General features: G+C 65.0%; 22 protein-coding genes and 1 pseudogene. 13 read left to right on the top strand and 10 right to left on the bottom strand.

The annotated features are described in order from the left end of the window. Positions 1-268 (top strand): annotated as a pseudogene (locus tag HNP00_RS03560) (MSCRAMM family adhesin SdrC); the annotation flags it as partial. 504 nt (positions 269-772) lie between these two features. Here the strand turns inward: HNP00_RS03560 and HNP00_RS03555 are convergent. After that, a complete protein-coding gene (locus HNP00_RS03555; RefSeq protein ID WP_260404745.1) occupies positions 773-1612 on the bottom strand; it encodes a cation diffusion facilitator family transporter in 840 nt (279 codons plus the stop codon). Further along, a complete protein-coding gene (locus HNP00_RS03550; RefSeq protein ID WP_184735989.1) occupies positions 1609-1935 on the bottom strand; it encodes a helix-turn-helix transcriptional regulator in 327 nt (108 codons plus the stop codon). Before HNP00_RS03550 ends, HNP00_RS03555 begins: the two co-directional genes overlap by 4 nt. Positions 1936-2188: 253 nt before the next feature. Between HNP00_RS03550 and HNP00_RS03545 the strand changes: the two genes are divergently transcribed. The 9 genes from HNP00_RS03545 to HNP00_RS03505 all read left to right on the top strand — a co-directional run bounded on the left by HNP00_RS03545 (position 2189) and on the right by HNP00_RS03505 (position 11806). Further along, a complete protein-coding gene (locus tag HNP00_RS03545) occupies positions 2189-2377 on the top strand; it encodes a streptamidine-related RiPP repeat protein (protein WP_184735987.1) in 189 nt (62 codons plus the stop codon). 115 nt (positions 2378-2492) lie between these two features. Next, positions 2493-3326: a hypothetical protein gene (locus tag HNP00_RS03540; protein WP_184735984.1), complete on the top strand. Its 834-nt coding sequence runs from the start codon at positions 2493-2495 to the stop codon at positions 3324-3326. Further along, positions 3323-4936: a CocE/NonD family hydrolase gene (locus tag HNP00_RS03535; RefSeq protein WP_184735982.1), complete on the top strand. Its 1614-nt coding sequence runs from the start codon at positions 3323-3325 to the stop codon at positions 4934-4936. The genes HNP00_RS03540 and HNP00_RS03535 overlap by 4 nt, the downstream gene beginning before the upstream one ends. After that, positions 4933-6303 (top strand): YcaO-like family protein, encoded by a 1371-nt coding sequence (locus HNP00_RS03530; protein ID WP_184735980.1) that lies wholly within the window; start codon positions 4933-4935, stop codon positions 6301-6303. Before HNP00_RS03535 ends, HNP00_RS03530 begins: the two co-directional genes overlap by 4 nt. A gap of 7 nt (positions 6304-6310) precedes the next feature. Then, the gene (locus tag HNP00_RS03525; RefSeq protein WP_184735978.1) at positions 6311-7615 is read left to right on the top strand and encodes a YcaO-like family protein; all 1305 of its coding nucleotides are present in this window, start codon (positions 6311-6313) and stop codon (positions 7613-7615) included. A gap of 21 nt (positions 7616-7636) precedes the next feature. Then, positions 7637-8755 carry an iron ABC transporter permease gene (locus HNP00_RS03520; RefSeq protein ID WP_184735977.1) on the top strand — a complete coding sequence of 373 codons (1119 nt, stop codon included), beginning with the start codon at positions 7637-7639 and terminating at the stop codon, positions 8753-8755. Then, complete coding sequence (locus HNP00_RS03515; RefSeq protein WP_184735976.1) at positions 8752-9522, top strand: ABC transporter ATP-binding protein; 771 nt, start codon at positions 8752-8754, stop codon at positions 9520-9522. Before HNP00_RS03520 ends, HNP00_RS03515 begins: the two co-directional genes overlap by 4 nt. Before the next feature lie 27 nt (positions 9523-9549). Further along, positions 9550-10557, top strand: coding sequence for an ABC transporter substrate-binding protein (locus HNP00_RS03510; RefSeq protein ID WP_184735975.1), 1008 nt, complete (start codon positions 9550-9552; stop codon positions 10555-10557). Position 10558: 1 nt separating this feature from the next. After that, positions 10559-11806 carry an MFS transporter gene (locus HNP00_RS03505; protein ID WP_184735974.1) on the top strand — a complete coding sequence of 416 codons (1248 nt, stop codon included), beginning with the start codon at positions 10559-10561 and terminating at the stop codon, positions 11804-11806. A gap of 84 nt (positions 11807-11890) precedes the next feature. On the opposite strand, the gene HNP00_RS03500 is transcribed toward HNP00_RS03505, so the two are convergent. Genes HNP00_RS03500 through HNP00_RS03475 form a run of 6 tightly spaced genes read right to left on the bottom strand, consistent with a single transcriptional unit; the run spans position 11891 to position 16195 of the window. After that, a complete protein-coding gene (locus HNP00_RS03500) occupies positions 11891-12190 on the bottom strand; it encodes a hypothetical protein (protein ID WP_184735973.1) in 300 nt (99 codons plus the stop codon). 37 nt (positions 12191-12227) lie between these two features. Continuing rightward, positions 12228-12599: a metalloregulator ArsR/SmtB family transcription factor gene (locus HNP00_RS23130; protein WP_311770487.1), complete on the bottom strand. Its 372-nt coding sequence runs from the start codon at positions 12597-12599 to the stop codon at positions 12228-12230. Positions 12600-12610: 11 nt separating this feature from the next. Then, entirely contained in the window at positions 12611-13543 is a 933-nt protein-coding gene (locus tag HNP00_RS23125; protein ID WP_184735972.1) for a metal ABC transporter permease, read from the bottom strand. Continuing rightward, a complete protein-coding gene (locus HNP00_RS03485) occupies positions 13540-14430 on the bottom strand; it encodes a metal ABC transporter permease (RefSeq protein ID WP_221451130.1) in 891 nt (296 codons plus the stop codon). The genes HNP00_RS23125 and HNP00_RS03485 overlap by 4 nt, the downstream gene beginning before the upstream one ends. After that, positions 14427-15260, bottom strand: a complete 834-nt coding sequence (locus HNP00_RS03480) for a metal ABC transporter ATP-binding protein (RefSeq protein ID WP_184735971.1) — start codon at positions 15258-15260, stop codon at positions 14427-14429. Before HNP00_RS03480 ends, HNP00_RS03485 begins: the two co-directional genes overlap by 4 nt. After that, positions 15257-16195 carry a metal ABC transporter solute-binding protein, Zn/Mn family gene (locus tag HNP00_RS03475; RefSeq protein WP_184735969.1) on the bottom strand — a complete coding sequence of 313 codons (939 nt, stop codon included), beginning with the start codon at positions 16193-16195 and terminating at the stop codon, positions 15257-15259. Before HNP00_RS03475 ends, HNP00_RS03480 begins: the two co-directional genes overlap by 4 nt. Positions 16196-16336: 141 nt before the next feature. On the opposite strand from HNP00_RS03475, the gene HNP00_RS03470 reads away from it, so the two are divergent. Further along, a complete protein-coding gene (locus tag HNP00_RS03470; RefSeq protein WP_184735967.1) occupies positions 16337-16738 on the top strand; it encodes a Fur family transcriptional regulator in 402 nt (133 codons plus the stop codon). Positions 16739-17000: 262 nt separating this feature from the next. Then, a complete protein-coding gene (locus HNP00_RS03465; protein ID WP_184735964.1) occupies positions 17001-20969 on the top strand; it encodes a helix-turn-helix domain-containing protein in 3969 nt (1322 codons plus the stop codon). 781 nt (positions 20970-21750) lie between these two features. Here the strand turns inward: HNP00_RS03465 and HNP00_RS03460 are convergent. Then, complete coding sequence (locus tag HNP00_RS03460; protein WP_184735962.1) at positions 21751-21969, bottom strand: helix-turn-helix domain-containing protein; 219 nt, start codon at positions 21967-21969, stop codon at positions 21751-21753. Between the two features lie 472 nt (positions 21970-22441). After that, positions 22442-23011, bottom strand: a complete 570-nt coding sequence (locus HNP00_RS03455) for a TetR/AcrR family transcriptional regulator (RefSeq protein ID WP_184735960.1) — start codon at positions 23009-23011, stop codon at positions 22442-22444. Between the two features lie 97 nt (positions 23012-23108). On the opposite strand from HNP00_RS03455, the gene HNP00_RS03450 reads away from it, so the two are divergent. After that, positions 23109-24131: a transporter gene (locus HNP00_RS03450; RefSeq protein WP_221451129.1), complete on the top strand. Its 1023-nt coding sequence runs from the start codon at positions 23109-23111 to the stop codon at positions 24129-24131. Positions 24132-24436 lie beyond the last annotated feature (305 nt).

Here is a 24436-nt window from a genome sequence, read left to right as displayed (position 1 = left end):
CGACACCGAGTGGTTCACGGACGCCGACGTCGATTCCGACGCCGACGGGGACGGGCTCACCGACACCGACACCGAGTGGTTCACGGACGCCGACGTCGATTCCGACGCCGACGGGGACGGGCTCACCGACACCGACACCGAGTGGTTCACGGACGCCGACGTTGACTCCGACGCCGACGTCGACTCCGACGCCGACGGGGACGCCCGGCAATACGAATGCCCCATCCTGAGGCTGGCCGCGGGTCAGCGCAATATAGCCGGCCACTGAAGTGGAAAGCCCTACGTGGCGGCCGGGCCTGATGGAAAACCCGAGGGTAGGACTGGATAGCGCGAGACCGTCCTCACCCCCAGAAGCAATCGACGACTGAGCTGGGCCATGAAGACCGAACTGGCCATCGGTGAGGGCTCCAGGGGAGTTCCCCGGAGCTTTCGCCGGATGGATTCAGTGTTCGCGTAGGAAGCAGACCCGCAGTGGCCTCAGGAGGGTGCGGCTCCCGCTTGGGCATGGCGCGGCGTCGATGCGGCAGGGGCCGGCGCATCGGGTGGGCAGCAGGAAGAAGTGCAGGAGAGTTCTTGCTCGCGGCGGCGCTCCCGTTCCGTGGCTACCTTGTTCTTTGCTTTCTTGCGTACTTTGCTGGCGGGCATGAAGTGGTCTCTTTCTGGTCGTGTGTACCGCTTAAGGCGACAGGATTGACGCCCCTTGCTGGGGACGGAGATCCTTGGATTTGTTGAACGGGGGCTCGGCCCGCAGCACTGACTGCGAAACCTTGGTCTACGGGATCTCCCGGAGGCCCAATCGGGGCGATGGCGGGCTGCCGCGGTGGGCCATTTCCGTTGAACATTCGGGGCAACACCCGTCGGTTGTCCCGGTGCTGCTCCCTGGTTCCACGTCGTTTCCGGCTGACTTCGCTGTGTCTGGCTGAACCACGCCGTAACCGTCATCCGCGTCTGGATCGACAGCCGATTCCTGATTGCCGGGTTGAGGAACAACGCAACAGGCCTCTCCGCGCCAGGCGTCCATGCCTTCGCGGGCGGCGGCCAGAGCGATGACCATGGCGGCACCCGCGTCGGCCCACCACCAGCCCAGGGCGCTGTTGAGCACCAGACCAGCGAGGAGGACAGCGGAGAGATAGGTGCAAAGCAGGGTCTGTTTGGAATCTGCTACGGCAGTCCGTGAACCGAGTTCACGGCCGGTGCGGCGTTGCAGCCAGGACAGGACGGGCATGACGGCAAGGCTCAGGGCCGCGATGACGATGCCCGGTGCGGAGCGCTGCGCTTCGCCTCCACCGGTCAGGGAGCGGAGCGAGTCCACGGTGACGAACGCGGCCAGCGCGAAGAAGGAGACCGCGATGATGCGCAGCGTCAGGTGCTCGCGTCGTTCGGGGTCCTTGGCGGAAAACTGCCAGGACAAGGCAGCGGCAGAGGCCACTTCGATCACCGAATCGAGTCCGAAGCCGATCAGTGCGGACGAGTCCGCGATGCCACCGGCCCAGAGTGCCACGGCGGCTTCGATGAGGTTATAGGTGATGGTTGCTGCTGCGAACAGGCGGATGCGGCGGCTCAGCACGGCGTGCCGGACGACGTCGGGCGTCGAAAGGCTGCTCGATGTCATGCCAGGCACTTGCCGTCGGGGGCGCAGCAGGCCGGGTCCACGGCGAGCACGACGCCGAGCAGATCCGTGATCGCGCGGCCCAACCGGGCGTCGGCGAGCTCATACCGGGTCCGCCGGCCGTCGGGAACAGCCACCACCAGTCCGCAACCACGAAGGCACGTCAGGTGGTTGGACATGCTCTGACGCGATACCCCGAGTGAGTCTGCGAGATCGGATGGGTAGCCGGGTTCCGTGGCGAGAGCCAGAAGGATCCGCGCCCTGGTCGGGTCGGAGACAGCGTAACCGAAGCGAGCCAGCACCGGGGCATGCGTGAGGGTTTCCATGATGCAAAAGTACATCAGCGGATGTATACACGCAACTATGTATATTGATCGACACGCCAATTCGGGCGACAAGAGGCCCTAAGTGAGTCGCGCTGCGATCCTGGCCCACGAGCGGGGAAGGTCCGCGAGCCCCGGGCGCCTTGCGTCATATTCCGACCAGATAGCCGTCCCGCCGTCACCTTCTCCGGGAGGGTGATACAGTTCCCTTTGTTGAGAATCATTCTCAACAATAACCAACAGGAAGGACGTCCCCATGAAGGCCGTTACCGTTCAGGAAATCGCATCGAAGGCTCCGTTGAGCGCACCGCAGGGCCCGGGCACCAACGCTCTGGTGCACAACCCGTTTGCGTTTGAGGCTGTTGCCGCAGTTGCACCGCTCAGCGCTCCCCAGGGTCCGGGCACCAACGCCCTGGTGCACAACCCGTTCGCGTTCGGCGCGTAACACCTCAGCTCTGGCGCGGATCCGAATCCGTTTGCCGCTGAACTGAAGCTCCAAGCCGCGCCCTCGTCACTGGACACGGGGGCACGAGCACCTGTCTCTTTCACGAAAGATCCCCATGTTTCGACTTGTCCCCGGACACCTCCTCTACCGTGTGGCCCCTGGCGACTGGCGCTGCGTCTCACCGCGACTGGACTTCCTCCGCATCAGCGGACCGGAAGACGCTTTGCAGGCGGTGCATGCCAGCCTTGTCGGTTCCCTCCAGGAAGCAATGCCGCTCGACGGCGATGCCGCGACACTTCTCGGCATGCTCGTTGAGCGCGGGGCTGTGTACCGCGCAGAGGCAGAAGCCCCGGCGGATGGTTCTGAGCATGAAGACGAAGTGAAGGATCTGCCCCAGACCGCCGGGAAGATCGGGATACTGGGCTCAGGCCCGGTTGCCGAAGCACTTGTGCGGATGCTGGGCGATGGGTGCATCGTGATTCCGGATCCCCTCGATGAGGGCACGGCGAGCATCGTGTCTGCCCTGGTGGTGTGCTCGCTCCAGATGAAGGATGTCGAATGGACCGCGATTGACGAGCTGTGCCAGCGCACCGGGACTTCCTGGCACCGTGCATTCGTAGAGGGCGGCTCCCTCATTGTCGGTCCGTTCAGCGCCGGTGGCCGGACGGTGAGCTACAACGACTACCGTGCCCGCCGTCGAGCGGCAGCCGCGACGGTGGAGGAACTGGATCGGCTATGGAACTACCTGGACTCGAACGAGGCCGGCTGGAACGTCTGGCCGGATGAGGGACTTTCGGCTGTTGCCGCGGGCCTCATCGCCCACGACCTCCTCTGTCATGCCAAGGGGCTGGACATCCCGGGCGGCCGTTGCGAGACGGAGATCGATCTTGGCGCGGGCACCATCACCCGCCATGTCGTGTTGCCGTTGCCTTCAGGTATCGCGCAGTGAACGCGGTTCCTTGGGCGAACCAGAGGGTCCCGTCCGGCGATGGTACAGCCCTCTTTGCCGACTGCCATGTGCCGTCCGAATCGGAATGGCCGGTAACCGCCGTAGTCACCCGTACGCCTTATGGCCGCTCGAAACATCTCGCGGAGGGCAGGGGGTGGCGCCGGCACGGCTACGCCTTCGTTGTCGCCGATGTGCGCGGCCGATACGATTCCGACGGCGTGTGGGAACCCTACCGAAATGAGCGCTCCGACGGCGCAGCCCTTGTCGATTGGATCCTGGCGCAGCCATGGAGCGACGGCCGCATCGTCGCGTACGGCGGCTCCTACTCCGGTTACACGGCCTGGGCCATGGCCGTTGAGCGCCCAAGGGCCGTTTCCGCCGTTGTGAGCCTTGGTCCTTCGATGTCGCTGGCCCGCACCAAGTTCTCTCCCTCGGGAGTGCTTCGCCTGGCCGAACATGCTGCGTGGTGGGCCGAGCGAGGCGACGCCAGGACCAGTCGTGACGGATTCGCGGCCCTCTTTTTCGCTGAACAGCCTGAGGCTTTGCATTGCCTGCCTGTGGTGGATCTCGACGCCCGCCTGGGTACGGAGATGCCCAGCTGGCGGAACATTGTCCTGGCTGGCCCGGAAGCCGTGAACGGCGAGGAAATCCAGGACCATGAACTGGAGGCTCTGACGATGCCCACCCTCCATGTTGGCGGCTGGCATGACCTCCTGCTCCCGGAAACCCTCGACCATTGGCGGACGGTCGGCGAAGGTGTCCCCGGATCCACGAAGCATCTGCTGATCGGGCCCTGGCTTCACGATCTGCCGTTCTCGACCTCTCCACGCGTCGGAGACCGCGACTACGGTCCGGACGCGATCCGGCCCTGGGGCAAGGAGCTCGTCGAATGGATCGACGCCGCCTTGGCCGGGCGGCTTGCACGCAGGGCCGCCGAAGTGTTTGTCATGGGAGAGAACCGTTGGAGCATTGCAGAGTCCTGGCCGCGGTCAGCACGGATACACAGCTGGACTGCCTCCGGCGCCACGCTCGTTGACCGCGGGAAGTACGACGCCGGTGCCGCCCCGGACGCCCGATCGGCGGAAGAGCACACGGTCAGGTATTCGCCGTCGGACCCGTTTCCGTCCTACCCCGAAGGATGCGACCGCTCGGCTCTCGGGACGCGTCCTGACGTCGTGAGGTTCACCACCCAGGCGCTCACCGCACCGCTGCGGATCGACGGCGCCGGAAGGGTCCGTTTCAGGACTGGCTTCGACAGCGACGTCATTGACTGGGTGGCGAGGATCACCGAAATCACCGCGGCAGGAGAGATCTTCGAGCTCACCGCCGGCGAAACGACCATCAGCACGCCGGACCCGGCCGCTGTGGCCATCGTCCCGCTGCTCCCCGTCGCCGTCACGGTCCCGGCCGGTTCCCGACTGGCCTTGGAGCTGACGGGCAGCGACTTCCCCCGCCTGGCCCGCAACCTCGGTCGCCCCGGCAGGGAACGCTATCTGGCCGCCTCCGGAGACCCCATTATCCAGAGCGTCGTGGTCTCTTCCGAGTACCCGCTCCTGCTGGAGCTCCCCATCATTGGCACCACCGAACACACCGAAGGGCTGAGCACATGAACAGATCATCGTTGGTCAACCCGAGGACGGGGCTCCTGACGTCCGTGGCCCGATCCCCGCAGGATCCCCGGATGCCCGCCGCCTGGGTCGGTTATGGCGCCACAGTCTCCCGCCCCGACCGGTTCGCCGGCTGGCGTGCCGACGGCTTCGGCTTCGGCGCTTCCCTGGGCATCGAAGCCGCGGCTCGGGGCGCGGCGATCGGCGAAGCCGTGGAACGATACTGCGGAAACGCCGTTCCGCAGGCACTGCGCCGCGCGAGCTGGAATGAATTCAAGAACGCCGGGGAAGACGCCCTCGATCCCCACACGCTTGCCCTCTATTCGCCCGAGCAGTACGCGCTGCCCGGGTTCCCGTTCGAACCGTTCGGCCGGGACCTCACGGTGCACTGGGTCCAGGGCACCGATCTGGCGGACCACGCACCTCTCTGGGTGCCGGCGTCGCTGGTCTACCTCGATTACATTCACGGTCCCCGCGTCACGGAGCCGAAACTGCACTCCCTGATGTACTCCGGTATCGCGGCCGGTACCTCCCGGGCCAGCGCCGAACGCGGGGCGCTCGAGGAACTTATGGAGCGTGACGCCTGCACGATCTGGTGGGCCAGTGGCGCCTCCACGAAAGAACTGGACGACGACGGTTTGGTCACCGGGGCACTTGGCCGGCCCGGCCACGGAAGCGAGCTGAGGATCCGGCTCCTGGAGATCCCGAGTGATCTGCCGGCTCCCGTCATCGCCGCTTTCCTGGAAGACGGGTCACCGGAGGAGGGCGGTGTTGTGGCCTTCGGCAGTGCCTGCCGCTCCACCCCCGAAGCCGCCGCGACCAAGGCACTGGTCGAGGCCCTGGGACTGCTCCAGCTCACCCGGCAGCTGCTCGACCCGGCAGCGGAAGTGTGGCGCGCGGTCGAGGCGGGGCACATCGAAGACCACGTGTTCCTGCCGTACCGCCAGGACCGGTGCTACCTCGACGCCGTGGACCCGGACTACCGGACGCTCACCGACCTGCCGCCTGTCGCGCAACTCTACCTCGACCCCCGGATGAGCGGATCACGACTGGACCGGCTCCGGCCCACCTTCTCGGCCCCGCTTGCCGGGTTGGGCCCAGTCCCGGGGAAAGACCCAGCCGGGCACTACGTGCGCGCCCTGGCCGAACGCGGTATCCGGACCGTTTCGGTGGACGTAACCACCGACGACGTCCGCGACGCCGGCTACACGGTGGTCCGGGTCATCGGTGCCGGCCTGGTGGGCAACGCCCCGCCGGCCTTCCCCCTCCGCGGCTCGCATCGCTACTACTCCGTCCCGGAGGAGCTGGGCTGGGACCGCAAGCCCAGTAACGCCACCGAGCTCATCTCCCATCCGATTCCCCTTGCCTAAGGTGACCATGAACAACCCACTGTCGCTCGTCAACGCCAGGACCGGAGTGGTGCGCAGCATCGAAGCGCGTGCCATCCCGGCCCATTTTCCCGCGTCCTTCGCGCTCAGCCACGCGGTCCTTGCAGACAGCCGTGCGTTTTCGAAATGGCCCTCCGATGCCAGTGGCGCCGGGTACTCCTTCGCGAACCCCGAGGCTGTGTTGGGGGCAGCCATCGGCGAAGCCGTAGAGCGGTACTGCGGGAACCTCGTCCCGGCGGGACTCAAGCGCGCGAGCCGCCGGGACGTGCAGGCAAGCGGAGCGGCGGCGATCGGACTGCAGGAATTCTGCCTCTTCTCCCAGGAACAATACGCCCGCCCCGGCTTCCCGGTCCCGGCCCCCGACGCTGACACGGTCATCGACTGGGTCCCCGCGCAGGATCTCGTGGACGGAACAGAGGTGTTGATTCCGGCGAGCATGGTCTGGGTCGCCCATTCGCTCTTCGTCGCACCCGTCCGCCACCCGGTGATCCAAGCCGGACTGGCCACCGGCCGGACACTCGAGGAAGCCCGCTGGGGCGGGCTGTGCGAGGTGATCGAACGCGACGCGATGACCCTGTCCTGGACAGGCGGGCGCGGCGTGCACGAACTCAGCGTCCCGCAGTGGCTCGCGGACTTCTCGCGCGGACCGGAAGGGCGCCTGCGGACCCGCTGGCTGCTGTTCGCCACGGAATTCGGCGTCCCGGTCATCGGGGCCCTGGTGTTCGACGAAACCACCGGATACCTGACCCTGGGCATGGGTGCCGGAGGCGATCCGGTGGCCACGGCACAGAAAGCCTACGGCGAAGCATTGCAGCTGCAGCTTTTCGTCAGCGACTACGACGATCCGCATGGTCCCTACATGGCCGCCGCGCAATCACCTTCAAGCCCGCTCAAACCCTGGCGCCAGGACCGGTGTTACTCCCAGGAGTACGCCGCGGACCTCTCAGATGTGGTCGACTACGGCTGCCACCTGCAGCTGCACATGGACCCTGGCATCCAGCGACGTTTCCTGGATGAGTTGGAAACGAGCATCCGCGGGCGGCTAGCCCTGGACGAACTGTCCGACGAATGGACAGGGGAAGACCGGCTGGAGCGTCTGGTTTCCGCCCTTGCATCCCGGGGACACCGCGTCCTCTGCGTCGAGGCAACCACCGAGGACATCGCCCCCACGGGTCTGCGGGTGGTCCGGATGGTTGTTCCGGGCCTGTATTCGAATGCCCCGCAGGCCCTGCCGTTCCTGGGTGGCACCCGGCTTCACCCGGCCATCCGCCGATCTGTCCCGCTGCCGCACTGACCACTCCTGGAAAGGACACCTATGCGCACCACCGCTCACCCGGGCCCCCCGGGCAGGGTCCGCCTGACCGCAGCCGGTCCCGGTGCTCAAATCACTCCACGCGCCCCGCGGAGAATTTCCTTGCGCTTGGCCTCCGGGCTGCTGGTCATCCTGACGCCGGTGGTTGTGGCCCTCGCAGTCGCCCTCGGTCCGGTGACCATCGCCCCTGGCGATGTCGTCTCGATCGTCCTCCACCACCTGTTCGGGGCTGCTCCGACGGCGGCGGCCGTCGATGACCACATCGTGTGGGAATTCCGTGTTCCGCGCGTGCTCCTTTCCCTTCTCGCCGGGGCCGCCCTGGCCGTCGCCGGTGCGGTGCTGCAGACCGTGATCCGCAACCCGCTGGCCGATCCCTATGTGCTGGGAATCGCCTCGGGGGCCTCTCTCGGTGCGGTCAGTGTCCTGGTCCTGGGCGCCACGGGTGCCGGGTTCCTTGCTTCCCTGGGCGTCTCGGGTGCCGCGTTCGCCGGGGCCGTCGTGACGCTCGCGATCGTGCTGGCCCTGGGCCGCCGTCACGGCCGGCTGGACCCGCCCCGGCTGATCCTCTCCGGCGTCGCTGTGACCTACCTGTTCCAGGCCGGCACAAGCTTCCTGCAGCTGACGGCTTCACCGGACAAACTCTCCACCGTGCTGTTCTGGCTCCTCGGTTCCGTGGCAGGGGCCAAATGGTCCGAGCTGGCGGTGCCCGCCGTCGCGGTGGTGCTATGCCTGGGATGGTTGCTGGGCCAGGGTCGCCGGCTGAACGCCCTCATGATGGGTGACGACGTTGCGTCCGCCCTCGGGATCGGCCTGGCCCGGTTCCGGACCGTCCTGCTGGTGATCTGCGCGCTGCTGACCGCGCTCGTCGTCGCGGTGGCCGGCGGCGTCGGCTTCGTCGGTCTCATCGCTCCGCACTTCGTCCGGCTGCTCAGCGGCCCCAACCACCTCCGCAGCCTTCCTCTGACCTCCCTGGTGGGCGGCTTGTTCCTGGTCGTCGCGGACCTCGCCGGCCGGACCGTGGCCGCACCGCTCGAACTGCCGCTCTCCGTCATCACTGCCGTTGTGGGCGTCCCTGTGTTTCTGTTTGCCTTGCTGCACCGCCGTCCGGGGGTGCCTGCATGAGAGTCACTTTCGATTCCCTGGGGGTGCGCCTGGCAGGCCGGAACCTGGTCGGTCCTGTCAGTTTCGTCGCGGAAACCGGCGAGTTCGTTGCCCTTGTCGGCCCCAATGGGAGCGGCAAATCGACGATCCTCAAGACGCTCTACCGGGCGATGCAGGCCACGACAGGAACCGTCCGGCTAGGCCCTGATCTGCTCGCGGAGCTGAGCCCGCGGGCGGCGGCGCAGCGGCTCGCCGTCCTTGCGCAGGAACACGGCACCGACTTCGACTTCACCGTCCTGGACGTGGTCTCCGCCGGACTGACGCCGCGCAAGCGGATGTTCCAGACCGATACGCGCGAAGACCGGGACCTCATTGCCGCGACTCTTGCCAGAACCGGTCTGGCGGAGCATGCACAGCGATCATTTTGCACGCTCTCCGGCGGCGAGAAACAACGGGTCCTGCTTGCGGCAGCCCTCGTCCAACAGCCACGAGTGCTCATCCTGGACGAACCCACCAACCACCTCGACATCGCCACCCAACTGGAGATCCTGGACTTGGTCGCCTCGCTGGGAATCACGGTGCTCGCTGCCCTGCACGACCTCAACCTGGCCGCAGCCTACTGCGACCGGGTCTACATCATCAAAAACGGCCTCCTGGTCGACGGCGGCACTCCAGCCGAGGTCTTCCGCTCCGAACTGGTGGCTGAGGTCTTCGGGGTGGACGTCTGTATCGGCGAGAACCCCGCGACCGGCCGCACCCACCTTTTCTTCAGTTCCAGCCCCAACTGATCCACCCCAACAACGCGAAAGAGAACCATGTTCACAACCTCTGCCCCTGCCCCTGCCCCTGCCCGCCTCGGCGCGGCTGCCGTGTCCCTGGCTGTGCTGACGTGCCTCGCCCTGGGCGCATGCTCGGCCCCAGGCCCAGTTGCCGCGGCGGCCAAGGAAAGCTCCACGCCACAGCCGGTCAACGAAAAGAACTGTGGACGCCAGCTTCACTTCGACACCCCGCCCCAGCGCATCATCTCCCTCTGGCCGGCCGTCACCGAAATGCTCATCGCGCTCGGGGCCAAGGACCGCGTCGTCGGCCAGGCCTTCACCGACCAGTCGCCGCCCCTGGCGGAGTACGCGGACGCCTACAAGTCCATTCCGGTGCTGGCGACGAACAGTGTCTCCCGCGAGCCCCTTTTGAATTCGCGTCCGGAACTGATCGTCGCCGACGGCGAATACCACTTCAACGGAACCGAACTTCCCACCATCGATGACCTGAATAAGCTGGGAGTGCAGGTCTACATCATCAGTTCCTTCTGCAACGGGCAAACGACCACCGGGCACGTAGCCGACGCCGCGACCGATCTCGCCGCGCTGGGCCGGATCACCGGGGCAGAAGGCACCGCGAAAACGCTCATCGACGCTCAGACAACCGAACTCGACAAGGTTGCGAAGAAGACCGCCGGAGCCGAGCCTGTGCCGCTGGCACTGGTCCAGTTCTACGACAACGCTCTCTACGCCGACGCCCGCGGCATCTACTCGGACGTCGTCGAACGTGCAGGCGGGAAAAACATCTATGAGAACGACCTTCCGGCCGGCCAGTATTACGCCCAGATCGCCGTCGAAGACCTTGCCAAGAAGAACCCGGGAACCCTTGTGTACCTTTACAACTCCGAGGAAGACAAGGCCGCCCAGCTCGCGGCGATCCGCGAGAAACTGCCCACCGTGGACGCGGTAAAGAACAACCGCCTCTACCCGCTGCCCTCCACGGACTTCATCGGCTCCCGCGCGGTGGATGGAGTGCGCGAGCTCAGCACACTGCTGCACCCCTGACATGACCAGACTCCTGACCCGGCGGGCAACCGGTCCTTTCAAATACTTCCTGCTCTCCCGCGGCGTGTCGTGGGCAGGCAACGCCGTGTCAGCGGTCGCGCTGCCGATCCTGATGTTCCAGGAAACCGGCAGCGCGGCCATGTCCGGGCTGCTGGCGGTGTGTGAAGCCGTGCCATACCTGCTGTTCGGACTTCCTGTCGGCGCCCTGGTGGACCGCTGGGACCAGCGCCGGACCATGACCGTGACCAGCTGGCTGAGCGCCGCCGTGACGGCAACCATCCCGCTGGCCGCGGCTGCGGGGATCCTCGTCCCGATGCATCTGCTGGCCGTGGCGACACTGCTCGCCGTGCTCTTCGTCTTCTTCGATGCCGCCAGTTTCGGCACGATCCCGGCGCTTGTCGGCCGGGACGGAATTGCCGGCGCCACGGCACGCATGCTGACAGTGAGCACCGTGATCGGCATCATCGGCCCCGCCGTCGGCGGTGTCCTGACCGCGGCCATCGGCGGCGCCTGGGTCCTGGCGATCGATTCCGCCAGCTACGTTGCCGGCGCCCTGATCCTGGCGCGCATCCACTGGCACCGGCCGGAGCGCGAGGTCCGCGGGGGAATCGCCCTGCGCGCCGAGATCGCAGAAGGGATCACCTTCATCCGCCGCACCCCTGTCATCCGGGACCTGACCCTGGTCGGACTCGGCAATAGTTTCACCGGCGGCGCCGTCGCCGGACTGGTCGTGGTCATGGCCGCGCAAGGGCTCGGACTCAACGCCGGGGATGGAACCATCGGCCTGCTCTTCGGCGGCGCCGCCGTCGGGAGTCTTGCCGCTGCCCGGCTCCTGGAACCCGCACAGACACGGTTCGGCATCGGCGCGATCACCCTCGGCGCCCTCGCCTTGAATGCGGCCTTCCTCGGTGCCTGGGCAGCCAGCACCACCCTCGCCGCAGGAATCCTCGCGCTCATGGGCTGGCAGGCAACGAACTCCCTGGTCTCCCTCAACGGCATCGTGGTCCGCCAGAGCCTGACCCCCGCATCCCTTCAAGGCAGGGTCAACACCACGGCACGCATGATCGCCTGGGGTGGCCAGCCCTTCGGCGCAGGCATCGGAGGGCTCTGCGCCGAACTCTGGGGTGTCCGGGCCGCTATGCTCATCGCGGGAACCGGGGTGCTGCTCTCACTGGCAGCAGGCTCGCTGTCCAGCCTGCCACGGGCCGGCACGCTAGGTCATGTCCGCGCCGCCACCGACATCGGCTGACCAGCGCCGTCGTCTCCGTTGCTCATGCGTGCCCGGAATAATGGCCCCGGAAATGTTCCGGGGCCATTATGTCATTGGGAGGTGTCAGTGTTCGTCGTAATGGCCCTCGTGCTCGGCGTGCCGGTGGCCGTCATGGACGTAGTCCACATGGTCCCCGTGCTGGACAGCTTCATGTGTGCAGTCCGGTCCGCCGTGCCGGTGCTCGGCCGGGGTGTGCTCCGCCGGATCGTCATGTTCGTCGTAGTGGCCTTCGTGCTCGGCGTGCCGGTGGCCGTCGTGGATGTAGTCCACGTGGTCGCCGTGCTGGACCGTGACGTGCTCGCAGTCCGGGCCGCCGTGCTGGTGCTCGACGAGTGTATGTTCAGCCTTGACTTCCTCGGTCATGGTGTCCTCCTTCGCTTACGCCGGGAGTGGACCGGCGCTAGCGTTCCTGGCTGTGTGTGATGGCGTCTTGGATGACGTGGGCCACGTGATGGTCAGTCAGGGAGTAGATCGTTTCGCGCCCGGACCTGGATGCCGTGACCAGATTGACCCCCCGGAGCAACCGCAGATGCTGGGAGACCAAGGGCTGAGACAACTTCGTCGCCTCAGACAGTGCGCTTACGGACGAGGGCTCGTGGGCAAGCGCGGACAGGATGAGAAGCCGCGATGTGGCGGACAGGGCTTTGAACAGCTCCGCCGCCCCGGCAAGGGACTCCTCGTCTGGACTCGCATAAAGATATAAGCATGTTCTTATACCAGAGGGCAACGGTTTCCGCGCAGACTCGAGGAATCTCTGCCTACATCCAAGCACCAAGCGACACGCTACTGGTGTCGGGAGCCGGCTGTCTCGCCGGCTCCTTGCGTGGCTTCGGGGTTGGAGAGGTCCGGCGACGCCGGGATGCGTGCATTGCGCGCGAGGATCCAGGATGCTGTTGCCGCGGTGGCGTATTCGAGCGACGCTGCGCTTGTGATGGTGAAGCTGGAGGGCAGGGTGGGCACCCAGTAGGCGAGGGCGAGTCCGGCCCAGACGGCGGCAACGGCAAGGGCGCCGGAAAGCCAGAAGCCGGTCCATGGCCTGTCGGTCAGCTTGCGGGCCGCGGCGGGGGGTGCGGCGAGGAGCCCGAAGACCAGGAGCGCGCCGACGAGCTGGCTGGCGGTGGCCGCGGTTGCGCCGAGGAGGGCGAGGAAGAAGGGGCCGAGGAACCGCACGGGGATCCCCCGGGCCGCGGCGCCGGCGGCATCGAGGGAGGCGAAGAGCAGGGGCCTGGCGATGGCGAGCAGCACCAGGATCAGGCCTGCCGCTGTCCATGCCTCGGATTGGGCCGCGGCGGAGCTGATGCCCAGGATCGAGCCGAAGAGGACCTTCACGTTGGCGGTGCTGTCGCTCGTGCTGCTCCGGGTGGTGTAGATCGAGAGGAAGAACACCCCGAGCCCGAGGATCCAGGCAAAGGTCGTGCCGATGACGACGTCGTCGGATGCTCCGCGGCCGCCGAACAGGCCGAGGGCGAAGCCGATCCCGATCGTCGCGGTGAACAGCCCCAGGCGCAGGTCCAGGCCGGCGGCGAGGGCGGCGAGGGCTCCGGTGTAGGCGACGTGGGAGAGCGCGTCGCCGGCGAACACCTGTCCGCGCAGGACCACGAAATGTCCGACCAGCCCGGCCAGCAGGGCCACCGCGGTCCCGGCCATGAAGGCGTTCTGCATGAAGGGCTCGGAGAGTATCCACCCTCCGGTGCCGAGGGCCGCGATGCCGGTCATGCCCTCACTCCCGCGTTGGGGGAAGCCCGGCGGAGGCCATGGTGCTCGCGGGCCGCCTGCCAGGCCGTGGCGGCGACGAAAGCGGCGAAGGCCAGGGAGGCAACCCAGAACCCGATGGGGTACGGGGAGAAGTATGCGATCGCTTCCCCGGCCCAGGTCGCGGCCAGGGCGATCACGACCGAGAGGGCGATCCCCAGAACCGGTCTGGCCGTGAGCCGGGTTGCGGTGGCTGCTGGGGCGACGAGCAGGGCAAAGACGAGAAGGCTCCCGGTGACTTGGCTGGTGCCGGCCGCGGCGACTCCCAGGAGGACGAGGAAGGCGGCCGAGACCGCCCGGACGGGGACACCGCGTGACCCGGCGATGGCCGGGTCGATCGAAGAGAACAACAGTGGCCGGGCGATGATTGCCAGAACCGCGAGGCTCACGAGGCCCGCGACGGCGAGCAGGGCCACCTGGCCGGTGGTGACCCCGGTGATTGTTCCGAAGAGGAGGTTGTTCAGGCCGCCCAGGAAGCCCTTGTAGAGGCTGACGAAGAGGAACCCGCAGGCCAGGGCGAAGGCCTGGACTGTGCCGATGGCTGCTGACTCCTCGCCGGCGCCTCCGAGCTCACCCCCTGTCCGGCCGGTGGCGGGAAGCGAAGCGATGACCAGCGCGCCGCCGATGCAGGCCACGAAGTATCCAACCGCCGGGCTCTGGCCAAGCAACGTCGCGCCCGCGGCTCCGGGGAATCCGATGACGGCCAGGGTGTGGCCGGCGAATGATTGCCGCCTCTGGACCATGAACCAGCCGATGGCTCCGGCCGCGACGGCCACGATGGTGCCGGCCTGGAAGGCGTTGACCATGAAGGGGTAGGCGAAGAGTTCCGCGAGGAAGCCTGCGGGATTCACGCGTGCACCTGCGGACCGTGGGGGTGTTCGGGAGGGGCGTCGGGCTGGCCGATGACGACAAGCCGGCCCGCCCGGTCGCGCAGGACGTCTACTGGGGTGTTGTAGAGGGCGGTCAGGGCCTCGGGCGTGATCACTTGCTCCGGGGTGCCGGTGATTGCGCTGCCGTGTCCGAGGTAGACCACCTGGTCGAGGTAGGGAAGGATCGGGTTCACGTCGTGGGCGACCATCAGCACCGTGACACCCTTGCTGCGGCACACGCTTTGGATGAGCGCGCTGACGGACCGCTGGTTGGTCACATCCAGGGAGTCGAGTGGCTCGTCCAGGACCAGCAGCTCCGGCCGGCGCACGAGGGCCTGGGCGATGAGCAGCCGCTGCTGCTCGCCGCCGGAACACTGCCCGATCGGCCGGTTGGCGTAGCCCTCGGCGCCGACGAGCCGGATGGTTTCCCGCACGCGCGCTGTGGCCTCGCGGCCTTTGGAGCCCCGGAGCCAGCCTGGAAGGGGGGTGCCCCAGCGTTCGCCGTCCAGGCCCAGGCGCACGATGTCGGTCCCGCGGATGCGCACGGACGATCCGAAGGCGTGCCGCTGGGGCAGGTAGCCGATCCTGGACCGGTCCTGCCCCGGCTTCCTGTCGAAGACGGTGATGGTTCCGGAGCTGACCGGAAGCAGGCCGAGGATGGCCTTCAGCAAAGTCGACTTCCCGGCCCCGTTGGGTCCGAGGACGGCCACGAACTGGCCGGCGTCGACGGTGAAATCGACGCCGGCCCAGACGGTTCGGCCGCCGACAGCAGCGGCCGCGCCGCGGAAGCGGACCGCCGGTTCGTTCGTCATTTCCCGGTGGCCCGCGCTAGCGCCGTCTCGAGGGACTTGAGTTGCGTCGTCTGCCAGTCCTGGAAGGTGGCGCCCTTGGGGCTCAGGGTTTCGGTGACCGCGCTGACAGGGATGCCGGCGGCCTTGGCCGCGTCGACCTGTGCGGCGACGTCGGGGGTGGAGTTCTGGCTGTTGAACACGTAGACCTTCAGCTGCTTGCCCGTGATCTGGGACTTGATCGTTGCCAGATCTGCCGGCGAAGGGTCGGTCCCTTCACTGATGGCCTTCAGGAAGCTCTCCGGGGTGATGAGGTTCAGCCCAAGCGCGGATGCCATCGGAGCAAAGATGCTCTCGCTCGCCCCGACCGGCGTTCCGGCGTACTTTGCCTTGATCTCGGAGATCGTGGCGTGGTAATCCGCCAGTGCCTTCGAATCGAAATCGGCCCGCTGGGCGTCGAAGTAGGCCGCGCTCGACGGATCGGCCTTCTTCAGTGCCGCAGTGATAGCGTCCGCGACCTTGCCCACGCTCTCAGGTGCGTACCACTGGTGCGGGTTGCCGTCGTCCGGGGTGCCGGTCACTGCGCCGACCTCCACCACCGAGCGGTCGGCGGTCGGGTTCGCGGCCACGGCCTTTGCCGCCCAGCTGTCATAGCCGACCCCGTTCTCAACAAAGACCTTAGAGGCTGCGATCGTGCGAGCGTCTGCCGGGGTGGGCTCGTAAGCGTGGGGGTCCGTGTCCGGGTTGTTGATGATCGAGGTCGCCTGCACGTGGGTGCCTCCAAGCTCCGAAAGGATACTTCCCCACGCGTCCGTGCTGGCAGCCACGGGGATCACCTGGACCGACGCGGCAGAACTTCCGGTGGCCGGAGCGGAAGAGGATGCCGCCGTACCGCAGCCGGCAAGGGCGATCGCAGCGAGGGCGGCGACAAAAATAGCAGAGGGAAATCGACGGGGCATCAGGGGGTTCCGTTCTTCGTGGCTGGGGCGGCGATGTGTGCCTTACACTCAAATACTTACGTGAGAATGGTTATCATTGTCAATCCATCTTAGCCGCCCTCCGGTCGGAGGGCTGGAGCGCACCGAGGGGGCGTAGCGGCCATGAACAGACGAAGGACCCGCAAGCAGGAGGCCGTGCGTGCCGCCTTGGAGGACGGGGGAGGTTACCTGAGCGCACAGGCCCTGCATCGGATCCTCGAGCAGCAGGGCACGCCGATCGGGCTCTCCACCGTCTACCGGAATCTCGCCGGACTCGGCGACGCAGGGCTCGCCGACGTGCTCCACGGCCCCGACGGCACCACGCTCTACCACGCCTGCCACTCGCCCGAGGGAGTCCATCACCACCTCGTGTGCCGCTCCTGTGGCCGGACCGTCGAACTGGAGCTGACGGAAGCTGACGCAGCCCTTCGCGCGGCGGCCGTGGAGCGAGGTTTCGTCCACGCAGACCCCACCTGGGATGTCTTCGGCCTTTGTGCTGCCTGCAGCACGCAGGACGCCCGATGAGCTTCGGGCTGGTCTCCTCGGGAAACCGGAGGAGAAATTGCCTCGACGGCGTCCTGTGTGCAGGTACGTTGGGATCTTTCCGCCGCCGGGGATTTTCTCCCACTCGTAGTAGCCATCGCCAACGAGCAATCCGCGCCTGTCGAGGGGGCCTTTCGGAAGGATGGCTTCCTGGCGTTGACGACTTGAGGGATGGCTGCGGCCGAAGTACCCTTTGGGCGGATCGAGAAAGTGCACAAAGTCCACAATCTGCTATTCTTTTGTTATGAATAGTGAAGATGAAGTAAGGTCCCTGTTGAATGTGCGCGAGACAGCCAAGCTGCTGGGCGTACACGAGAACACCGTAAGGAACTGGGTGAAAGAGGGAACATTGACCTCAGCCCGCGTGGCCGGATCACGACAGCACCGCTTTGCCCGTGCAGAAGTCGATCGCCTTCTCAAAAGCCGTGGCGAAAGAACATCGTCAGTAGCTCCCGCCCTTCGGACGGACGGACCCGAATTGATCAACGCCAAGGATCTTGACGCGTGGGCGGCGCGCGACGATGCCAAAAGAGCCTTTCCCGAACTGATACGACGCCTTCTGGCAGTGACGCCCGGAATCACTAATGTCCACGTGCGGGCGCACGAAGGTGTCGCGGCACCAGGCTGGGATGGCACAGCAACATCCACCGGAAGCACATACCTCCCGGCCGGGGAGCTGCGCTTCGAGTTCGGAACGGAATCAAACTCGAAAGGCAAAGCACAGGACGACTACGACAAGCGCGCGAAGGCACTCCCAAATGACGCCGAATCTTTATTCGTGTTCGCGACCCCACGAAACTGGGCAAAAGGAGAAAAATGGGCAGCTGAGCGCACGGCAGAATCCAACTTTGCGGGCGTTGTGGCCATCGATGCGCACCAGCTTGAAGCCTGGCTCCAAGCCTCTCCCTCTGTGCACTACTGGATTTCCGAACGTCTCGGATACCGGCCCCGCGACGCACAGACCATCGAACGATGGTGGAACCTGTTCCAGGACCGCATAACAATTGCCCTGCCACCTGAATTTTTTGCAGCCGGGCGTTCAGCCGCGTCCGATGATCTGCGTACGGCCCTGATCGGTGCTGCGCAGGCCGATTCGATCGTGACACTGAAAGCTCAGTGGCAAGATGACGCTCTGGCCTTCATTTTCTCAACGTTGGCGACGCAAGAAGAGCTGCTCTGCCGCGCCATTGTGGTTACTGACGCAGCAGCATGGCAAAGGTTGGTCGAGTCACCGGTTCCTCTCATTCTTGTTCCGCTGTTCGACGGCGATCCCGACCTTGCATCGGCGATAAACGGCGGACATCGTGTTGTCCTGATCGCCGAAACCGACGACGTCGTTCGCGACGGGAACGGGATCGAGCTTCGAAAAATCGACCGCGTCGCTGCCCGCGAGGCATTGAAGGCGAAGGCGACGGTTCCCGACTCTGACGAAGCAGAAAGGATGGTGGCGCTTGCACGTCGCAGCATGGCTGCGCTCATCCGTTCTATCGCGCTCGATCCGAGATTCCGTAAGCCTGACTGGGCCGACAAGACTGAGAATGCTGCCATCCTTGCTCCCCTTGTTTTGGCCGGAACATGGTCACAGCATGAAGGGGATCTCGGCGTTCTGGAGAAGCTGACCGGGCAATCACGCGAAGAAATCGAGCGACTCCTTCGTAGCCTCTCCAGCCGTAGCGATGCCCCCTTTGTCCGCTCGGGAGATACATGGAGGCTGACATCCCCCGTGGAGGCGGCCCTCCTGCTTCTGCCGAGGCTGACTCCCAGCGACTTAGCGCGTTGGAGTGAGGTGGTACGCGATGTGCTGCTCGAACCTGACCCTTTCCAAGGCATGGATACCGTGGCTCGGTTGACAGCGAGTGCAATGGGTACGGTGCCGCTTCATTCGGGGATCCTGAAGGGGGGGATCGCGGCGGGTCTGGCGCTTTCGGCTGCGAGCCACGACGGACTTCCGTCGCACCTTCAAATGCAGGGCCGAGTCGACAAAATCGTCCACACATTGCTTGCAGCCGCAAATACCGACGTATCCGGTGAGACCTGGGCCCGCCTTGCGCACGCTCTGCCAGCCCTGGCAGAAGCATCTCCCGAGGTTTTCCTGGACGAGGTCGAGCGTGACCTCGAGCAACCAGCCCCTGTCCTTCGCACAATGTTCCAGGATCAAACGCACGACGTCGTATTCGGTCCGTCATCGCCTCATCCGAGTCTCTTGTGGGCCCTCGAAACGCTGTGCTGGTCGCCTGACCATTTCGGTCACTCAGCAATGTTGCTCGGCAAGCTGTCCTCGATCGACCCAGGCGGTCGGCTCGGCAACCGCCCGATCGCTAGCCTTCAGACGCTCGTCACAGGCTGGCTTCCTCAAAGCGGAGCCACCGTCGATGCAAAACTGGGGGTAATCGGTCGCATCCTGCAGCGTGAACCCGGCGTTGGATGGCAACTGATTATGGGAGTGTGGCCCGAAAACTACCCGACCGCGGTCCCCCCTCACTCGCCCGAGTACCGTGACTGGAACCCGGTCAGGCAGTCGGTGACCTACACAGATTGGGGTCGCTTCGTCCACGAGCTTGTTGGCATGGCCTTGGGCGCCACCGGCACAGGCACGGACCGATGGATGGAACTGCTTCCGAAGATCGGAAACCTTCCAGTAGATGAGCGGCAGGCAGTTATCAAAAGGCTCGGTGAGTCCGTCGCTGCGAACGCTTGGAACGAGGGAGAGCGTTACGCCGTGTGGGAAGTCTTGACCAGTGAAGCTGACAAACATGAAGAGTATGCGGAGACCGAGTGGGCCATGCCGGCCGAGGACGTGGCGATGCTTCGTGCTATGGCCGCTGAACTAACACCCGGTAAGGATGCGCGCCGTTTCTCGAATCTTTTTGATTACAGGCCGCATCTTCCCAACTTCAAGTGGGGCGAAGACGGGTATGACGTTGAACTTTGTCGGCTGCAAAACGATGCCCTCGGAGACGTCCTCGCAATTGGCGCTGATGCCTTGACCTCGCTGACACTTGAAGTGAATACACCGTTTGTCATTGGTCGCATGCTCGCGACAAGGAGCGATGTCCCGGAAGGGGCGATCCTAGGGTGGTTTAACGCCGAGGAACAAAACCTGCGACATGCCGCCCTGATCTTCGCCGGCGAAAAAATCAACGCTGAAGGCTTTTCCTGGGTCAAGGCTGCACTTGCCAACCCTGCCTTGACGGAACACTCATCGCAGGAAGCACTTATGGCGGCTGTGCCGTTCGCGAGGAAATATTGGACGGAGATTTCCACCCTCGGTGTAGAGCTCCAAGCCGCATATTGGCAGCGAGCGAACCCTCACTCCGTCGCGGCCGAGGAGAGAGCGGAAGCCATTGGCCTGCTCGTCGATCACAATCGGCCCTGGGCGGCTCTGGGGCTCCTCAGCGACATGCTTCACGAAAATCAAGAACCGGGCGTTGACCTCATCAAGGTGGTCCTCAAAGCGTTGCGTGAGAGTCCTGGCCCTACCCACGACATAACCATGAGTAGTTACTACCTCGGCAATGTCCTGGAATACATGGAGCAGCATTTTCCCGATGACGCAGACCTTCCGGGATATGAGTTCTTTTTCTTTGAGCTGCTGCATGATCACCATCCCTCGGCCGCGCTCTACCGGGCGCTGGGAACGGAGCCAAGCGACTTCATAAGCATGATTAATGCCCTGTACCGTGGCGAAGACGAACCCAAAGGGTCGCCTACCGCACAAGAGAAGGCGTTCGCCCATGTGTCATTCAGCGTTCTTCAACACTGGCACACCCTTCCCGGACTTGCCGAGGACGGCACCATCGATGGCCCTCACCTGACTGCTTGGGTTCGAGAAGCTCGTCTAGCCTTCGCGGACAGCAAGCGTGCTGCAATCGGCGATGAACAGATCGGCCAAGTCCTCGCGTCAAGTCCCGTCGGCACCGACGGCGTCTGGCCTGCAGAAGCCGTCCGGGAGATCATCGAGAACGTCGGTAACTCCCGGCTCGACACGGGACTGCACATTGGCAAGGTCAATAAACGTGGAGTCACCAGTCGAGGAGTCTTTGACGGTGGAGTTCAGGAACGCGAACTCGAGAAGCACTATCGGGAAATGGCGACAAAGATCTCCACTCAATGGCCACGCACCGCACGCGTGCTGCGAGGCATCGCCGATAGCTATCAACAGGACGCTCTCCGCCATGATTCCGCCGCCGAGAGAATGAGCGATGACGGCTAAACCGCCCGCGAGGTAAACAACTCTGGGTCACTCTCGTCACCGCCGCACCCCAGCGCGAGCTCATCATCCCAGCAAGTTTCCACTGTCTCCCCATACTGAAGGAAAGCAGAGGCCGGCCCAGACGGGCCGGCCTCACGCCGTTAAAGGACGTCGCGGACCAGCAGCGAACGAAGCTCCCAGCACCATCGAAGGCCTCAAGGATGATGCATCCAGCGAATAATGCCCGGTCACGTATTACAGGACGGAGGCTAGGCAATGGGATGAGATCACCAAGCACGCTCACTACTGGTGGAAGAACGGCCAGGCACACGCCCCGGCTGACCTCCCCGAGGACGCCGCCGAGCTCCCGGGTCGGTACCGCCAGCCCTGCGCCGGCCTTTTCAGCTGACCCACCTCAATGCCGTTGCACTTCGGACTCACCAATGTGTGATTGGCAAGACGCCCCTGGCGGCCAGTCGATCGCAAACGGAGCGATTTGTCAGGGCCATCCCAGTGTTGCCAGCATCCCGATAGAGGCCGCCGTGTCCATCCATGGCGCGGCTGTCAAGGGTGGGCCGCAGGCCCATCACGCAGTGACGCGAACGCGCCCTTGACCGAGCGTCGGGATGGCGAACATATGAGGCCGGGATGCGATGCCAGCCTCACGAAGGCCGCGTACACAGCGACACCTTCGGTGAGGCGGGTGCCCGCAACGACTCCGTTCGTGATGGCGGGTCCGCTCGCCCGGGCATTTATATGCGCGTCCGGCAGCGGCCGGATCGTCCGGACAAGCCGGTGTCGTCTATGCTTCCAGGCGCGAAGACAACCACGCGTTGAAGTCGCTCCGGCTGATCCGCAGATGTCGCCCGATTCGATAGGCGCGGGGGCCGATATGCTTCACCCGCCATTGGTAGAACGTCTGCTCCGGAATCTGTAACTGCGTGCAGATGTCTTTCGGGGTCAGCCATTGTTCTCCGGCACCTTCCGCGGTGCTGCGGCCGGCTTCTGGCGTTGTTTTCATCAGTGTCTCCGTCGTCTCCGCGGTTTGATCGCCGGCGGAAGCGCCAGCTGTATTCCTCTTCATAGGATTGGAAGAGCTAGGCGGCATGACCGTGGAAACTCGTTTGCGGCAGATCTGGGCCCGGTCCAAGAGGCTAGCCGGAATCCTGCGACACGCCCCGCCAGGCGGGGCGATTCGCCCACCGTTTACCCACCGGAAACGATGGCGAGTAACGAAAAATGATGAGCACGCGCGTTGCCCATTTGGGCAGTTCTGCCCCGGAATCTAGGCAATTTTGACGCCCTCCGGAAACTGATGAAAATCGCCAAATCATAATCCTAAGGTCCTCGGTTCAAGTCCGAGTAGCCCTACCCGAAAGGTGCCCCTGAGCTGCGGAAACGCAGCTCAAGGGCTCTTTCATTTTGACGTTCTGAGGTAGCCGGCGGGTTCAACAAACCGGCGCGCCCGCCGCATCTTGTAGATTCCTTTGACGTCATAATCCATCGACGATGCCGTCGATGACGGCTTGGAACCTCTCCGACGGCCCGCCTGCCTTGACGAGTACGCTAAGCCCGATCACGGAGGCAAGTAGTTGGCTGGCGGCGGTGTCGGCCGCCCGGTCCATGCTGAATTCTCCAGACTCTTGTCCCTGCGCGATTGCTTGCCGAAACTCCGTTTCGATCCGTGTGAAGAGGTCCTCCGCAATGCGGTTCACGTCGTCGTCGGCGGTGCCGAGCTCCGCGGCAGCGTTGACCATGACGCACCCCCGCCGGTGCTCGCCGACCCCGGCAAGGACAGTCATCGCCCGTTTGAGGCGTGGCCCGATCGGCCCGGGCGCGGAGAACATGCCGGCGAGGTACTCGATCCGTACCTTGCTGTAGCGCCGAAGGGCACGCATGAACAGCGCGTGCTTGCTCTCAAAGGTGTTGTAGAGACTGCCTTTGCCGATCCCCAGCTCGCTGGCCAACTCCTGCGGCGTCGTCCCGGCGTATCCCTGACGCCAGAAGAGGTCCATCGCTCTGTCGACGGCCGTGTCTGTCTCAAACTGCATCGGTCTGCCCATGGGAAAAGCGTAACTTGCGTGATATTGTACTTCAAGGTCAATAACTGCCTGTGACCAATCGTCGACATCCCGCTACCCCTGCCAGGAAGGCATTCCCTTGTCAGCTCAAGTACACGCGGCGCACGTCGCCGCTCCAACGCCAGCGCGCATGCGCGTCCCGTTGAACACGCTCGCCATCCCGTTGGGCCTGGCCGGCCTCGCCCAAGTCTGGTCCGTAGCGGTTTCCGCGCTCGGCGCACCGTTCTGGCTCGGGCAAGCGTTCTGGCTGGTCGCTGCGATCGCCTGGGTCTGGACCCTTGCTGTGCACGTGCATCGCGGCACGCGCACCAGCCAACGGCTCTCTCATCAGCTCACGAACTTCGCCCAGGGCCCCCTTGCAGCATTGCTTCCCATTGCCGCGATGCTGATCGGAGCGAGCCTCCACCGCACTATTCCACTTGCCGGAACCGTAGTGACGTTGATCTCCATGGCCGCCGCAGCCGCGTTCGCCGCATGGATTCTGGGCTTCTGGATGCGCGGGCAATTGCCACTCGAATCCGTTCATGGCGGCTACTTCCTGCCCATCAGTGCAGCCGGTCTAGTTGGTGCTTTCGCCGCGGCAGAGGCGGGGCTTGACTGGCTTGCTGTAGGAAGTTTCGCGGTCGGGATCTTCTTCTGGCTGGTGATCTCGGTGTTCTTCTTCCTCCGGCTCGCGCTCCGTCCAACCTTGCCTGCAGCACTCGTCCCGACACTTGCGATTATGATCGCTCCGCCGGCTGTCGCGTCGGCAGCGTGGCTTACGATCTCCGGAGGTCGACCCGATCACCTGTTCGAGGGGTTGACAGCGATGACGGTCTTGATGGCGCTGATCCAGGTGACGTTGTTGCGGCGTTACCGCGCACTGCCGTTCTCGCTCGGATTCTGGTCGTTTACCTTCCCCGTGGCGAGTGTCGCCGCGCTGGCCATCACATGGCTGCGCCTGCTCCAACCGCCTGCCTGGCAGGCCGTCACACTTGGAGTGCTCGCCGCCGTTACGCTCCTTGTCGTGTCGATCGCAGCGAAGTCGATCCTCTTGCTCGTCGCCACGACCCGCGCGAGACGGCGACAGTGGTCAGCCGCCCAGAAGCAGGCGATTGGCTGACTACGCGTGGCAACAACCACGTCGCTCGTCTACAGAAGGTGGCTTCCGTCCCGACAACGACTTCACCGCGGCCGTCCGGGCCGGCGCCCCTCACCAATCCAAAGCGCTGACTTCTTCCCGGGACGATGGCGACGTCCAGTTTGGGAAGTCTCAAGACCTTAAGCGGCGAAGGCCGTTTGGGAACCTCCTGCGGGATGGCGGATGTTTCGGGGTGGATCGGAAAAAATTTCGAGAAACGATCCCCGGCCCGTGACTTTTCCGGGTGGTGCGTCGATTACCAGTGTGTGGGCTGCGGGGGCGGCCTT

The sequence above is a fragment of the Arthrobacter sp. AZCC_0090 genome, from assembly GCF_014207375.1.
Classification (GTDB): domain Bacteria; phylum Actinomycetota; class Actinomycetes; order Actinomycetales; family Micrococcaceae; genus Arthrobacter.
Note: the sequence above shows the minus strand (reverse complement) of the source record. Positions and strands in the feature narration are given on the sequence as shown.